We start from the raw sequence: 14732 nt of genomic DNA on the forward strand, positions 1-14732 counted from the left end.
TTTTATCGGAATAGGTGGTTTCTATATGGTCATTGGTATCGTGCTGGCCGTTTCAGCGTTTTTAGTCGCTGTCGACCAGTTTCTGAAGGTATGGGCGCTGCAAACGCTGGCCGGAGGTCCTTCCATCCTGGTGATTCCAGGGCTGCTTCAATTTACGTATGTGGAGAACCGCGGCGCGGCTTTTGGAATTTTTCAGGGGCGTGTCGGGCTTCTGTCGCTGTTTACCCTGGCTGTGATCGTCGTTGCATTGATTTTGCTCATACGCGGAAAGCTGCGCCATCCGCTTTTGATGTGGAGCGTCGGGCTGATCATCGCGGGAGGCGTTGGCAACCTGATCGACCGCGTTTTTCGGTCGTTTGTGGTCGATTATATCGATATATCACCACTGTTCAGCTTCCCGGTTTTTAATTTTGCGGATTGCTGCGTTGTAATCGGCACAGCGATGTTGGCGGTTTATATGCTGCTGATCGATGGACGAAAGAAAACCGATGAGACGCCGGCAGGCGGGGACAGCCATGAATAGGCTTTGCTATACGTCCGAGGAATCGGACGCCGGCGCGCGCGCCGACCGCTGGCTGGCCGATGCCGCTGCCGGATTGCTCACACGGTCAGCAATCCAGAAGCTGTGTGACTGCAAAGCCGTGCGGGTCGGGGAGAAAACTGTTTCAAAGAATGACCGCCTGCGTGGCGGAGAGACGTTTACGATTGATGTGCCGGATGCACAGCCCCTCGATATTGCGCCGCAGGATATCCCGATCGAGATTGTATATGAGGACGGCGATCTGCTTGTTGTCAATAAGCCGAAGGGGATGGTGGTACATCCCGCGCCGGGACATCCGAACGGGACGCTGGTAAACGCGTTGCTGTATCATTGCCAGGGCCGCCTTTCATCGATCAATGGGGTGATCCGCCCTGGGATTGTGCACCGCATTGATAAGGATACAAGCGGCCTTTTGATTGTGGCGAAAAACGATGCGGCGCATGGCGCGCTTGCAGAACAGATCAGGACGCATAGCTTTACGCGTATTTATAACGCGGTTGTGTACGGCGGTTTTTCAGCAGATGAGGGAACCATTGACGCTCCGATTGGGCGCAGTCAAAACGATCGAAAAAAGATGTGTGTTACAGACAAAAACGCGCGTGAAGCGGTGACGCATTATCAGGTATTGGAGCGTCTGGGACGTTTTACATGGTTGAAGCTGCGCTTGGAAACAGGCAGGACACATCAAATCCGTGTGCATATGGCATATATCGGTCATCCGGTCGCGGGCGATCCTGTCTACGGCCCGCAGAAAGCCATCACAAGCCTGCATGGACAGTGCCTGCACGCGCGGGTCATTGGATTCCATCATCCGCGCACAGGCGAATATATGGAGCTTTCAAGCGAACTACCGGATTATTTTTCCGTTTTTCTGACATCGCTTAGGCCCTAAACAAAGGAGCAGGGCGGACGCCCTGCTCCTTTGTTTACAAGAGTCCAATTCGTTCCTTCCCGAATAGAATAAAATATGTTATGCAAATTGACAGGCATAATATAAAAATGCAGGGAAGGGGAAGAATTCGTTGCCTGGTAATTATAATAACAACAATGGCCGCCCTCAATGGTATATCCCGCCGCCGCAGCCACAGCCATATATACAGGGCGGGCGTAATTGGTCGCATAATATCAATAGCCCCGGCGTTCATGGATTCCAACAGGGAGGGCAGCAGGCGGTTGAGGAATCAATATGGGAGGAACAGGACCGGCAGTGGTATCGCTGATCTGTGGGGTTTGAAAATATCCGGTGTCAAAGCTGTTTTAATGGACTTGACACCGGATACGTTTTTGAATCTCACATATTTTTTTTCTTCTTTATTGCTTCAGCATAGCGGCGCAGATCCGACACGGAATGAAATTCTTCAGGCCGCTTATTGATGGCGCGTTTTACATCCTCCGGAAGGGAGTCGAAATAATTAGCCGCCGACATATCACAGCCAAACCCATAGGAAAAATAGTTGGATTGTTCAAGATACATGAAAATCACCTCCGCTATATCATATGCGGATCAGGTGAAAGCAACCGTGTAAATCCTGGATTATTTATAAAAAAGTGTCCGATTTGAATCGGACACTTTTGAATGTTAGTTCTTTTGAGAACTTTTTTCCTTAGTCTGTTCAACAATATTCTGGTGCAGGTCCAGGATGCTTTGAGATGCCAAGTCGAAGTCTCTCACTTCCTCATACTGATCGACGAGCTTGCTCTGGACAAGATCGCTGTAATCCTCTTTCTTGTCGCGGTAGACCAGCTTCAGAAGGATTGGTGTGATGATTGTTGTCACAATAACCATGATTACAACCGGGCCGAAGAAATCTGCCTGCATCAGTCCGGCGGAAATACCTTTGGTTGCAACAATCAGCGCAACTTCGCCGCGGGAGATCATGCCGATACCGATTTGAATACATTCGCTGTTGGAATAGCGGCAAAGCTTTGCACCCAAGCCGCAGCCAAGAACTTTGGAAATACATGCCCACAGGACAAGAAAAATTGAAAACAGAATGATGGAGGTTGTCATCGGTGGAACCTCAACCTTTGCGCCGATACTTGCAAAGAAAATCGGCGAAAGCAGCATATAGGAGGCAATTTCAAACCGCGAGGCGACATAGGTAACTTTTTTTGTGTTGGAAATGATCAAGCCCGCGATGTATGCGCCTGTAATATCTGCAACGCCAAAGAATTCTTCGGCGACATAGGCAAAGATCAAACAGAAAGCGAAAGAAAGCACAGCGTAGCGGCGCAGGTCGCCAGGCGCGCGGCCCATCCAATATTCGATCAGCTTATGCATGACAATGCCAGCGATCAGGCTCAGAACAAAAAATGCTGCGATTTTGATCAGGACGATGCCGATTTTAACACTTGGATCTGCAAAGCTGGTGATCAGCGTCAGGGCGATAATACCAAGAATATCATCGATCAATGCCGCCCCAAGAATCGCGTTGCCGGAACGGGTTGATAACTTTCCCATTTCCTTGAGCGTCTCCACAGTAATGCTGACAGAGGTAGCCGTCAGGATAACGCCGATAAAGATGTTTTGTAAAAATGCATCTGATTGTGTGTTAAAAATGGAAGCGATGATATATCCGCCTGCCAGAGGTACAACAACACCGATTAAGGCGATCAGAAAAGATGCCTTACCAGAACGTTTAAGTTCACCGATGTCCGTTTCAAGGCCGGCGGTAAACATCAGAACAATTACGCCGATTTCAGCGATTTGATCAAGAAAGGTGGTCTCATGGATCACACCAAGACAAACAGGACCGAGTATCAAGCCGGCAAGTAGCGCACCAACGACTTGCGGCATAGCGATGCGTTTTGTCAGAAGGCCAAGAAGCTTTGTGCTGAGAAGAATGATGGCAACTGTCATCAGAAAGCTGTAAGATTCCATAAAAATTACCTCCCCGGATCCATACTTCAATCTTGTCCGCCTGCGCCGTAATTTTTCTGATGCTCCCCCTTATTACGCTTCATTTGCGGCAATTGCTGTGTCGGGCGCAGCATGGACGATTGAAGCCAGCTCCTGCTAAAAATTCGTTCCGGTGTCTTAGTATAGTCCGATACCAATTGATTTTCAACAGTCAAACCATATAAATTTCAATCACAATTTGACAAAGGTTATATGTATTTCAAGAACAGAGGAAACAAATTCTCTGGAATGATTGCAGTTTCCAAGGTAAATGGTATAATATAGGTAATGAATCGTGTTGTCTTTGATGATCTGTGCAAATAGCGGTGAAATGAATATCGGGCCGCTATACCCACAGACAGAGCGTGGTCAAAGAAACACTGGCGGGAGGAGTATTATGGCGGAAAAATCAAAGGTTTATTTTACAGATTTGCGTGTGCATTTGGAGGACGGCCTTCTCAAAAAGCTGGACCGCCTGATCCGTGCGGCAGGGATGGAGACGATCGACTTCAAGAATAAGTTTGCGGCGATTAAAATTCATTTTGGGGAGCCTGGCAATCTCGCGTTTCTGCGTCCGAATTTTTCCAAGGTGGTAGCTGATCTGGTCAAGGAAAAAGGCGGCCGCCCCTTCCTGACCGACTGCAATACGCTGTATGTCGGCCGGCGTAAGAATGCAATCGATCATATTGAAGCGGCCTATGAAAATGGATATAGCCCATTTTCGACTGGATGCCAAGTGATTATTGGCGACGGATTGAAAGGGACGGACGAGCAGCTGGTGCCGGTTGACGGCGAATATATCAAAGACGCCAAGATCGGACGTGCGATTATGGATGCGGATATTATCATTTCGTTGACACATTTCAAGGCGCATGAATGCACAGGGATCGGCGGTGCGCTGAAAAACCTGGGCATGGGCTGCGGTTCGCGCGCCGGCAAAATGGAAATGCATTCTGCGGGTAAGCCATCTGTAGAACAATCGGTTTGTGTGGGCTGCGGTATGTGTAAACGAAATTGCGCGCATGATGCGATTGCCATTACAAATCGCAAAGCCTCGATCAATCACTCAAAATGTGTCGGCTGCGGCCGCTGCATTGGCGCCTGTCCTGTGGATGCCGTACAAGCGGCTCAGGATGAAGCATTTGATATCCTCAATAAAAAGATTTCCGAATATACGCTGGCTGTGGTCAAGGATCGTCCGCACTTCCACATCTGTCTGGTGATGGCTGTTTCACCGTTTTGCGACTGCCATCCGGAAAATGATTTGCCGATTGTACAGGATATTGGTATGTTCGCCTCCTTTGATCCGGTGGCGCTTGACGTGGCCTGTGCCGACGCTGTAAATGGGCTTCCGGCGCTGCCCGGAAGCCTGCTTGAAGGCCGCCCGGCTGGCGGCGACCATTTTAAGGAGCTGCATCCGGAGACCGATTGGCGTGTCGGACCTGAGCACGCTGAAAAATTGGGGATCGGCAGCACACAATACGAATTGATTACTGTAAAATAAAAAAAGCCCGGTGGAGGAAAAGACGGACGAGAAACGTTTGCTTCTCGTCCGTCTTTTCTCTCTATTACGTCGCTTAACCCAAATATCAAATATGATTTGAATACTTATCTGTCAGAGCTTCTTTTTTAGGGCTTGTTTGAAAATAGAGGACCTGCCGTCTTTTTCTACAAACAGCCCCTAATTTGGAAACGCAAATTTTAACCAATAACACAGCCCGCACGCCTGGCGAGAAGCTGCCTGATTTTTTCATGTGGATCGATGATCGCTCCAACCGACATATCATGATTGATGGCGGCGATAAAATAGGCGATGTATTTGGAAACATCCACCTCGTGGAACCATTCGCAGTTTAACAATTTTGGAGAGCGATAGGTGAGATTTGTCCCAAACACGCCCGCAATTGTTCCGTCACGATAGGCCGCTTCAAATTCATCAACGCCGTTTGTAAAGATTGCATAGGTGGCATAGGCAAAAATACGGTTGGCCTTGCGCTTTTTCAGTTCATGTGCAACCTCCAGCATTGATTCGCCGGAAGAAATAATATCGTCGGCGATGAAAACATCTTTGCCCTCGACAGAATCACCCAGATATTCGTGTGCGACAATTGGATTTCGGCCGTTGACGACACGCGCATAATCGCGGCGTTTATAGAACATCCCAAGATCGATTCCAAGCACCGAGGCATAATACATATTACGGCTCATGGCGCCTTCGTCCGGGCTGACAACCATCAGGTGGTCACGGTCCAGCCGGATATCAGGGACATTGCGCAAAAGCGCCTTGAGAACCTGGTAGGAAGGTGAAACATTGTCAAAGCCCATCAGGGGGACGGCATTCTGTACACGCGGGTCGTGCGCGTCAAAAGTGATAATATTCGAAACGCCCATGTGCCGAAGCTCCTGAAGCGCCACGGCGCAATCAAGCGACTCGCGGTAGCTGCGCCTGTGCTGCCTGCTGCCGTACAGCACAGGCATGATGACGCTGATACGGTGCGCCTTGCCGCTGGCGGCCTGAATCAGACGCTTCAGGTCCTGAAAATGGTCGTCCGGCGACATCGCATTTTTCTGTCCGAACATATTATAGGTGCAACTGTAATTACCAACGTCAACAATAAAATAGAGGTCGTCGCCGCGGACGGTCGATTTGATAAGTCCCTTGCCATCGCCCGATGAGAAACGAGGACATTCGCTTTCAATGATAAAGGTATCTTTTTGGCAAGGGCTGCCTGACGCCCATCTAACAAGATGCTCGTTGATTTTCTCGCCAAGCTGTCGCGCACCTTCTGTAACAATCAGCCCCAATTGGGCGACATGGCCGCATTCCCTAAAAATATCTTCCGTATCGATCTGACCTGCCATTCCTTCCGCTCCTTTTCAATCGCTGCCTGCGTGAACCATACTGTTTCCCACATGGCGGTTCTGTTTTGCCGGTCTCCAAAATCCGACAAAAAGATTTATTTTAATATTATACATGATCGGTGGGAGCTTGTACATAGACAATCCATAAAAAAACGTCTTTTTGCCGGACCATTTCTGCAAATGCTCATTCGCCTGTATCAGTATATTGCGGATAGGCATGTTTTGAAGGACATGGGGGAGGCGCTCTTTCCAGGTTCAGATAAAGCCGGTCGCTAGGGGCTGTTTAAAAAATCCGGCAATTTTGATTTTTCACACAGCCCCTAGTCCCGGTTCCAGTATTTACGGTCGAGCGCGCGGTATTGCAGCGCCTCCGCAAGATGCGGCGCGCGTATTTGCTCGCTGGCGTCGAGGTCCGCGATGGTGCGCGCAACCTTGAGAATACGGTCGTATGCCCGGCCGGACAATCCCATCCTGTCGAATGCACTGCGCAGAAGCTTCTCGGCCCCATTGTCAAGCGGGCAGGATTCGGCAAGCAGACAAGGCGGGATCTGTGCGTTGCAGGCAATACCGGCGGAGGCAAAACGGCGTGTTTGAACGGCGCGTGCGGCTTCAACGCGCGCCCTCACATTGGCGGATGTCTCTTCGTTGCCAATGGCCGAAATCTGGTCGTAGCTGACTGGAGGGACTTCCACGTGTAGATCGATACGGCTTAAAAGCGGGCCGCTGACGCTGTTCAGGTAGGCCGAAGCGCGCGCCGGCGAACAGGTACATTGCTTGGTTGGATGACCGAAATAACCGCAGGGGCAGGGGTTCATGGCCGCCGTCAGCATAAACCGGCTTGGATAACGCAGCCGGGCGTTGACACGAGAGATAGTCACGCTCCCTTCTTCGATCGGCTGCCGCAGGGCCTCCATTGCCGGCCGCTGGAATTCGGGCAGCTCGTCAAGGAACAGAACGCCATTATGGGCCAGTGAAATTTCGCCGGGACGCGGGATGGAGCCGCCGCCGCACAGGCCGGCGGGAGAGACGGTGTGGTGAGGGGCGCGAAACGGCCGCTCCGTGATCAACGGGATACCCGGCTCCAGAAGCCCGGCGGCTGAATAGATCTTAGTCGTCTCAATCGATTCAGCTTCCGTCATTCCCGGAAGGATGGAGAGCAGGCGGCGGGCCAGCATGCTTTTCCCCGTGCCGGGCGCGCCGATTAAGAGCGTGTTGTGGCCTCCCGCCGCCGCGATTTCGAGCGCTCGCTTGGCGAATGGCTGTCCCTTAACCTCGCAAAAATCGGGTACAGAGGAACGGCGGGGCTGATTGATCTTGGCGCTTTCAGCCCGCAGGAGCGCGCCCTCTCCGCGCAGAAAATCGACAAGCGCACGCACATTTTCAACCGCATAGACCTCCAGGCCATGCGCGACGGACGCCTCCGCGGCGTTAGGCGCTGGTACAAAAGCGCGCTTGACGCCAAGCTCCTGCGCGCCGAGCAGCATCGGTAAGACGCCGCAAATAGGGCGCAGCTCGCCTGAGAGAGAAAGCTCGCCGATAAACGCAGAGGCTTTGGGCAGCTCTGGAAGCGTACCTTGCGCGCAAAGCAGCCCAATCAAAATCGGAAGATCATGGAGCGAGCCGCTTTTTTTTACATCTGCCGGGGCCAGATTGACGGTGATGCGGCCATCCGGGAATGGGTAGCCACAGTTTAGAAATGCCGAACGGACTCGTTCACGCGATTCACGGACAGCTGCATCCGGCAGCCCAACGATTTCAAAAGCGGGTATAGCACGCGCCACATTGACCTCTACAGTGACGGAAAATGGCTCAATTCCCAACAGGCCGAGGCTCTGAACAGTTGAGAGCACATCGATCCCTCCTATTATATTCTGGTAAAATTATACTTCTATTTGTCATTAAAAGCAATATTTTGTCGAATATAGTATAAAATATTTAAAAAACACGCCCTCCTTCCATAGGAAGCCTTAGAAGAAGGGCGTGTTTGGCGATTGCTGCTGAAAAAACTGATGGGATACGGGAGAGACGCTGCGTTTTAAACCCCAAACATATGCTCTGTGAAAATTTTTAAACCGATACCGGCTAAGATCACGCCGCCGCAGATTTCAGCGCGCGTTCCGAGCAGCAGCCCAAACCGATGGCCGAGCATAGCCCCAACGATACAACAGGCGAAGGTGATCAGGCCGATAAAGGCGGCGGCGGTAATGATGCTGACCTGCATGACGGCGAACCCGACGCCGACGGCAAGCGCGTCTATACTGGTAGCGACCGCCTGGAGCAGAAGGATACGCAGGGTAAAGGCTCCGGTTGCGCTGTCACAGCTTTCCGGATGGCGCAGTTCGCGCACGCCGTCGATGATCATTTTGCCGCCGATGATGCCAAGCAGAAACAGCGCAATCCAATGGTCGGCAAATCCGATCGCTTCGCTGAAGGTTCGCCCGGCAAAATATCCGATGATCGGCATAAGCATCTGAAACAGGCCGAAGGAGGCCGCCGCTGCAAACGCCTGCCTTTGCCCAAATCCGCGGTAACACATGCCATTGGAAACGGAAACGGCAAATGCGTCCATGGAAAGTCCCAGAGCGATCATAAAGAGTGTGAGAGTAGTCATGCGGTTAAAGACCCCTTTGTTTTATGATAGCCTTCCAGCCTTGCCTGCATTTCGGCGGGACGCTGCCAAGTATAACACTTTCATGGATATGGTGCAAGGCATCCCCATGAAAGATTTCCCGTTTTCCACCAGATATTGTCATGCTGGCAATTGACTTTGCCCGGTAGGATGGTTATCATATAAATATAGGAAATGGGAAGGGCTTATCTTTCATATCATCATTATGTTACAGGAGGGCGCAATATGAACCATATGAAGTTGTATGACCGTTGGCTGGCGCATTCGCTGGAGGACGCGGACCTGACCGCCGAGCTTGAGGCGATCAAGGGGAAGGACAATGAAATTTTTGACCGGTTTTACCGGGATCTGTCCTTTGGGACGGCCGGCCTGCGCGGCGTGCTTGGCGCGGGCACCAACCGAATGAATATTTATACAGTCCGTCGTGCGACACAGGGCTTGGCCAATTATCTCAATGCGCAGACAAAGCATCCAACCGTCGCCATTTCATACGACAGCCGCATCAAATCCGACCGCTTTTCAAAAGAAGCTGCGGGCGTGTTGGCTGCGAACGGGATTCACGTTCATATCTATCGTGAATTGATGCCTGTCCCGGCGCTGTCATTTGCCACGCGCGCGCTCAAATGCGACGCGGGCATTATGGTCACGGCGTCGCATAACCCTGCAAAATATAACGGCTATAAAGTATATGGCTGCGATGGCTGCCAGATGACAGAAAACGCCGCAGACGCGGTGCTTGCGCAGATCAACAGCCTTGATCTGTTTGACGATATCCGGACGATGGATTTTGAGCAGGGAATCCGTGATGGAAAAATTGAATACATTGCGGAGAGGATCATCGATCAATTTATTGAAAACGTCCTTTCTCAGCAGGTCAATCCGGGCGTCTGCGCAAAAGCCGGACTAAAGCTTGTGTATTCGCCGCTCAACGGCGCGGGAAATAAACCGGTGCGCCGCGTGCTGCGTGAAACCGGCGCGTCGGATGTCACGGTTGTGCCGGAGCAGGAGTATCCGGACGGTAATTTCCCGACCTGTCCGTTCCCGAATCCCGAGATCAAGGAGGCATTGGCAAAAGGGCTTGCGCTTGCGCGCGAGACCGGGGCGGACCTCATGCTTGCGACCGACCCGGACTGTGATCGTGTGGGGATCGCAGTGAAAGATGGCGGCGATTACAGGCTGTTGACCGGAAACCATGTCGGCGCGCTGTTGTTTGATTATATCTGCCGTAACCGCATCGAAAACGGCACAATGCCCAAGGATCCGATCGCGGTGACGACGATCGTTTCCACAAAGCTGACAAACGCCATTGGAAAAGCGTACGGCGTAGAAGTGATCAACGTGCTGACGGGCTTTAAGTATATTGGCGAACAGATCGCGATTGTGGAGGCCCAGGGCCATCCGGAACGGTTCATTTTCGGTTTTGAGGAGAGCTATGGATATCTGAGCGGCACCTATGTGCGCGATAAGGACGCGGTTGTCGGCTCGATGTTGATTGTCGAGATGGCGTCCTGGTACAAGCAAAAGGGTATGACTTTGGTTGACGCGCTCAATGATCTGTATAAGCGGTTTGGACTTTATTGCGAGAGTGTTGCAAATTTCCAGTTTGAGGGTGCGGAAGGTATGAAGAAAATGGCTGCCATCATGGATGGCCTGCGTGCCAATCCGCCCCGGCAGCTCGGCGGCAGTGATGTTGTTTCAACAAGCGATTATGAAGCGTCTACGGTCGTTTCGGCCGAAGGAACACATCCGATTTCACTGCCGAAATCAAATGTGCTTGAATATGCGCTCGCCAACGGCTGCACCGCGATTGTTCGCCCCTCCGGCACTGAACCTAAGATTAAGCTGTATCTTTCGGCGACCGGCAAGGATATGGAGGAAATTGATACGCGCGCTGCGGCCATCAGTACGGATGTCAAGAAAATCATGGGCGTTTGATGGAGCAAAAAGGATCGTTTTCCCTGTATCTTAAAAGAAAGATAAATGACAAAAAATAATTTTAAAAAAGCCTTGTAATTTGGGACGCGCTGTGGTAACATTTAAATGTTACATTTATGGTATCTAGAGCCGATACCAGAAAGAGGTGAAACAAATGAAAGAGAGCATCCATCCCAAGTATGTGGATACGACGATCACATGCGCCTGCGGCGAAGTGATCCATACACGTTCGACAAAGGAAAACATCCGTGTTGAAATTTGTTCGAAATGTCATCCGTTCTTCACCGGCCGTCAGAAGCTGGTCGATTCCGGCGGGCGTGTCGACAGGTTCAAAAAGCGTTTCGGCATGGACAAGTAAGATTCCTGCGCAAAGCACGCAGCCGCGGTTTGGCCACGGCTGCGTTTTTTGATGTTTGGGGAAGGGGGATGGATTGCATGGGTAAACGCCGCCTCGATTTTGTGATCCCACCCGAATATAATGGCCGCAAGGTTGTCCACTTTTTGCGCGGACCTGCGCAATGTTCTTATACGTTGGTGCGGTCGCTCAAAACGCTTGAAGACGGCATTCTGCTCAACGGGGCACACATCCGTACAATCGACCGGCTGCATACCGGCGACCGCCTTTCCATTACGATCTGTGACGCTCCGCAGGTATTCGAGCCTTGCGAAACGCCCGTTGAAATCCTGTATGAGGACAGCGACGTGATCGTATATAATAAACCCGCGGCTATGGCCTGTCATCCGGTGCGCGGCCTGCGTCAGGGGACGCTGGCCAATGTGTTTGCGCGCGACTGTGCCGCACGTGGAGAGAACTGCGCCTGCCGGCTTGTGGGACGGCTTGACTGTGATACAAGCGGGGCGGTTGTGATTGCAAAGAATGCACATGCGGCAGCAGTGCTTACAGGACATATTGAGAAACAATATATCGCGCTTGTAACTGGGGCGCCGAATCCAATATGTGGTGTGATTGATGCGCCGATCGGACAGCCTGACCGAATGAATCCGCGGCGCACGGTTACAGCGGACGGAAAGCCGGCTGTTACAGAGTATGAGACACAGATACGCTGCGGGGAATACAGTGTTGTACGCTGTGTGCTGCGAACGGGACGGACGCATCAGATTCGTGTACATATGTCGTCAATCGGATGTCCGCTGCTGGGCGATGCGCTTTATGGCGGTGAGACGGAGCGGATAGAGCGCCAGGCGCTGCATTGTATGCAGGCGTCTTTTATCCATCCGGTAGATAAGCGGCTTTGTATTGTGCGCGCTCCTATTCCGAAAGATATGCAAAAGTTGATGCCGCGAAATCAGCAAACATAGTGAATCTGCATAAAATTAGATATATATGAATATTTTTTGACGAAAACGCTTGCAATAAGCAATCACGTATGTATAATTATAAATTAATATACAAACATCATACGTTTGTAGCATATGGCCGGCAAGCCGGTCTGATTGGGAGGAAATAAAAATGAAAAAGATATTGTCAATTATTCTTGCGGTGATGATGGCCGCGTCATTGGCCGCCTGCGGCTCTTCCGGCGGCGCCAGTTCCAGCCAGCCGGCGGCGCCCGCGCCATCCGCCGCTGGTTCCACAGCCGCAAATTCAGAGCCTGCTTCCGCCCCGGCGGAGGGTGCAATTACGTCTGCCGCTGATTTGGCCGGCAAGAAGATCGGCGTACAGGCTGGAACCACCGGAGAGGTATATGTGCAGGAAAATGTAGCGGACGCCCAGCTTGGCAGCTATAAATCTGGAATGGACGCCGCGCTCGACCTGAAAAACGGCAAGATTGATGCCGTTGTGCTCGACGAGCTGCCGGCAGAATCGATTGTTGCACAGAACGACGATCTGATGATCCTCGATGCGGATCTTGCAACTGAGGAGTATGCGATTGCCGTTAAAAAAGGAAATACGGAACTGCTTGAAGCGATCAATGCCACGATCGCGCGTATGCAGGGGGACGGCACATATGAGTCTCTTGTGAACGCCTTTATGCCGGCAGGCGGCGACAGCGAGATCAAGATTCCCGATGCGGTCGGGACCGAAGGCGGCAAGACGATCAAGATGGGTACAAACGCCGCTTTCAAGCCGTTTGAATATGTCGAGGGTACGGAGGTCGTCGGTTTTGACATTTCCATGGCGCAGCAGATCGCGCAGGACATGGGCGCCAAGCTCCAGGTCGAGGATATGGCGTTTGACAGCCTGATTTCTGCGCTTGACGCAGGTGCGATTGATTTTATTGCGGCAGGTATGACGGCTACCGAGGAGCGCCGCCAGAGTGTCGATTTCTCCGACCCGTATTATTCTTCCAAGCAGGTTATCATTCTCAAGAAGTAAATATACAAGAAAAGTTGCGGGCGGGGCGGCAGCTCCGCCCCGCTTAATATCCGGAGGGTCGTACAGCTATGGATGCACTCTATCAAAACCTGATCGCGTCAGACCGCTGGAAACTGATTTTAAGCGGACTTGGTACTACAATCTGTATCGCGCTCGGCGCGATTGTCATCGGGACGCTCATCGGCGCTGTCCTCGCGCTGATGCGCATTTCGCGCAGTAGGCTCCTGCGGGGGATCGCTACGCTGTATATCACGGTGGTCCGCGGCATCCCGATGGTAACGCAGCTCATGATTTTTTACTTTATCTTTTTTGCTCCAACAAATGTTCCAAAGCTGGTGGTTGCAATTATCAGCTTTGGCGTGAATTCAGGCGCTTACTGCGCCGAAATTTTCCGTTCGGGCATTCAGGGCGTGCCGGTTGGCCAGGTGGAGGCGGGGCGGTCGCTTGGCCTGAGCGGCGCGCAGACCATGAAGCTGATTATTTTGCCGCAGGCGTTCAAAGCGGTTCTGCCTACTTATACAAATGAATTTGTCGTATTGATCAAGGAGACTGCCGTCGCCAGTTATATCGCGCTGGTCGATTTGACAAAGGCGACCGACCAGATCCGCAATGCAACTTTTAACGCATGGATTCCGTTGCTTACCGCCGCTGTGATTTATCTGTGCATGACGCTGGGGCTTTCGGCCCTGTTCACACAGCTTGAAAGGAGGATGGCGCGCAGTGATCGAGGTTAAAAATCTGCAAAAATCCTTCAAGGGCGTCGAAGTGCTCAAAGGCATCAATGAGACGATTGAGAAAGGCGAGAAAGTAGTGATTGTCGGACCGTCAGGCTCCGGAAAATCGACGTTTCTGCGCTGCCTCAACCGTCTTGAGGAACCAACCAATGGAGAAATCTGGTTTGAAGGAAGCAATATCTGTGATAAAAAGTGCGATATCAATCGGCTGCGCCGCAAGATGGGAATGGTGTTCCAGCAATTTAACCTGTTTGCGCACCTGTCTGTGCGTGAAAATATCACGCTCGCGCCCGTCCGGCTCAAAATGATGACGCAGGAGGAAGCCGATAAACGCGCGGCAGGGTTGCTGGAGCGCATCGGTTTGGCGGACAAGGCGGACGCTTATCCGTCGCAGCTGTCCGGCGGCCAGCAGCAGCGCATTGCGATTGTACGCGCGCTGGCGATGAATCCAGATGTAATGCTATTTGACGAGCCAACCTCTGCGCTTGATCCGGAGATGGTCGGCGAGGTGCTTGAACTGATGCGTCAGCTTGCGCGCGAGGGCATGACAATGGTCGTGGTAACGCACGAGATGGGTTTTGCGCGCGAGGTTGCGACGCGTGTTCTCTTTATGGACGAGGGGCGTATTGTTGAACAGGCTCCTCCGGAAACATTCTTTACGCGTCCTGAAAATCCGCGCCTAAAGGATTTCCTGTCAAAGGTGCTGTGACTTGACGGCGCAGCGCTTTTTTTGGTATAGTTTTCTTTAATGGCGCGGATCAATTAAGCGGCGGAGCGCACCAGGGTGCACTCTG

14 protein-coding genes are annotated in these 14732 nt (G+C 51.8%); 9 read left to right on the forward strand and 5 right to left on the reverse strand.

The genetic code is table 11. The annotated features are described in order from the left end of the window. Nucleotides 1-25 precede the first annotated feature (25 nt). Together lspA and FMM72_RS04630 are read left to right on the forward strand one after the other, a co-directional pair. Nucleotides 26-523 (forward strand): signal peptidase II, encoded by a 498-nt coding sequence (gene lspA, locus FMM72_RS04625; RefSeq protein WP_160208335.1) that lies wholly within the window; start codon nt 26-28, stop codon nt 521-523. Further along, nucleotides 516-1433, forward strand: coding sequence for an RluA family pseudouridine synthase (locus FMM72_RS04630; protein WP_162220746.1), 918 nt, complete (start codon nt 516-518; stop codon nt 1431-1433). The genes lspA and FMM72_RS04630 overlap by 8 nt, the downstream gene beginning before the upstream one ends. A gap of 399 nt (nt 1434-1832) precedes the next feature. Here FMM72_RS04630 and FMM72_RS04635 read toward each other — a convergent pair whose 3' ends face one another. Together FMM72_RS04635 and FMM72_RS04640 are read right to left on the reverse strand one after the other, a co-directional pair. Continuing rightward, nucleotides 1833-2015, reverse strand: coding sequence for a hypothetical protein (locus tag FMM72_RS04635; RefSeq protein WP_160208337.1), 183 nt, complete (start codon nt 2013-2015; stop codon nt 1833-1835). Between the two features lie 105 nt (nt 2016-2120). Further along, entirely contained in the window at nt 2121-3422 is a 1302-nt protein-coding gene (locus FMM72_RS04640; protein ID WP_162220747.1) for a cation:proton antiporter, read from the reverse strand. A 415-nt stretch (nt 3423-3837) separates the two neighbouring features. Here FMM72_RS04640 and FMM72_RS04645 point away from each other — a divergent pair, with 415 nt between their 5' ends. Continuing rightward, nucleotides 3838-4944 carry a DUF362 domain-containing protein gene (locus FMM72_RS04645; RefSeq protein WP_160208339.1) on the forward strand — a complete coding sequence of 369 codons (1107 nt, stop codon included), beginning with the start codon at nt 3838-3840 and terminating at the stop codon, nt 4942-4944. A gap of 197 nt (nt 4945-5141) precedes the next feature. Here FMM72_RS04645 and FMM72_RS04650 read toward each other — a convergent pair whose 3' ends face one another. The 3 genes from FMM72_RS04650 to FMM72_RS04660 all read right to left on the reverse strand — a co-directional run bounded on the left by FMM72_RS04650 (nt 5142) and on the right by FMM72_RS04660 (nt 8913). After that, nucleotides 5142-6302, reverse strand: coding sequence for a ribose-phosphate pyrophosphokinase (locus FMM72_RS04650; RefSeq protein ID WP_160208340.1), 1161 nt, complete (start codon nt 6300-6302; stop codon nt 5142-5144). 320 nt (nt 6303-6622) lie between these two features. Next, complete coding sequence (locus FMM72_RS04655; protein ID WP_162220748.1) at nt 6623-8152, reverse strand: YifB family Mg chelatase-like AAA ATPase; 1530 nt, start codon at nt 8150-8152, stop codon at nt 6623-6625. A gap of 185 nt (nt 8153-8337) precedes the next feature. Next, entirely contained in the window at nt 8338-8913 is a 576-nt protein-coding gene (locus FMM72_RS04660; RefSeq protein WP_160208342.1) for a manganese efflux pump MntP, read from the reverse strand. Between the two features lie 243 nt (nt 8914-9156). Between FMM72_RS04660 and FMM72_RS04665 the strand changes: the two genes are divergently transcribed. From FMM72_RS04665 to FMM72_RS04690, 6 genes are all read left to right on the forward strand, one after another. Beyond that, complete coding sequence (locus FMM72_RS04665; protein ID WP_162220749.1) at nt 9157-10866, forward strand: phospho-sugar mutase; 1710 nt, start codon at nt 9157-9159, stop codon at nt 10864-10866. A 154-nt stretch (nt 10867-11020) separates the two neighbouring features. Beyond that, the gene (rpmE, locus tag FMM72_RS04670; protein ID WP_160208344.1) at nt 11021-11224 is read left to right on the forward strand and encodes a 50S ribosomal protein L31; all 204 of its coding nucleotides are present in this window, start codon (nt 11021-11023) and stop codon (nt 11222-11224) included. 77 nt (nt 11225-11301) lie between these two features. Further along, a complete protein-coding gene (locus tag FMM72_RS04675; protein ID WP_160208345.1) occupies nt 11302-12186 on the forward strand; it encodes an RluA family pseudouridine synthase in 885 nt (294 codons plus the stop codon). A 151-nt stretch (nt 12187-12337) separates the two neighbouring features. Next, nucleotides 12338-13204 (forward strand): transporter substrate-binding domain-containing protein, encoded by an 867-nt coding sequence (locus tag FMM72_RS04680; protein ID WP_160208346.1) that lies wholly within the window; start codon nt 12338-12340, stop codon nt 13202-13204. Between the two features lie 68 nt (nt 13205-13272). Further along, nucleotides 13273-13938 carry an amino acid ABC transporter permease gene (locus FMM72_RS04685; RefSeq protein WP_162220750.1) on the forward strand — a complete coding sequence of 222 codons (666 nt, stop codon included), beginning with the start codon at nt 13273-13275 and terminating at the stop codon, nt 13936-13938. After that, nucleotides 13925-14647 (forward strand): amino acid ABC transporter ATP-binding protein, encoded by a 723-nt coding sequence (locus FMM72_RS04690; protein WP_160208348.1) that lies wholly within the window; start codon nt 13925-13927, stop codon nt 14645-14647. Before FMM72_RS04685 ends, FMM72_RS04690 begins: the two co-directional genes overlap by 14 nt. The last annotated feature ends 85 nt before the right edge of the window (nt 14648-14732 follow it).

Source organism: Anaerotruncus colihominis (assembly GCF_010206195.1).
In the GTDB taxonomy this organism is placed as follows: domain Bacteria; phylum Bacillota; class Clostridia; order Oscillospirales; family Ruminococcaceae; genus Anaerotruncus; species Anaerotruncus colihominis_A.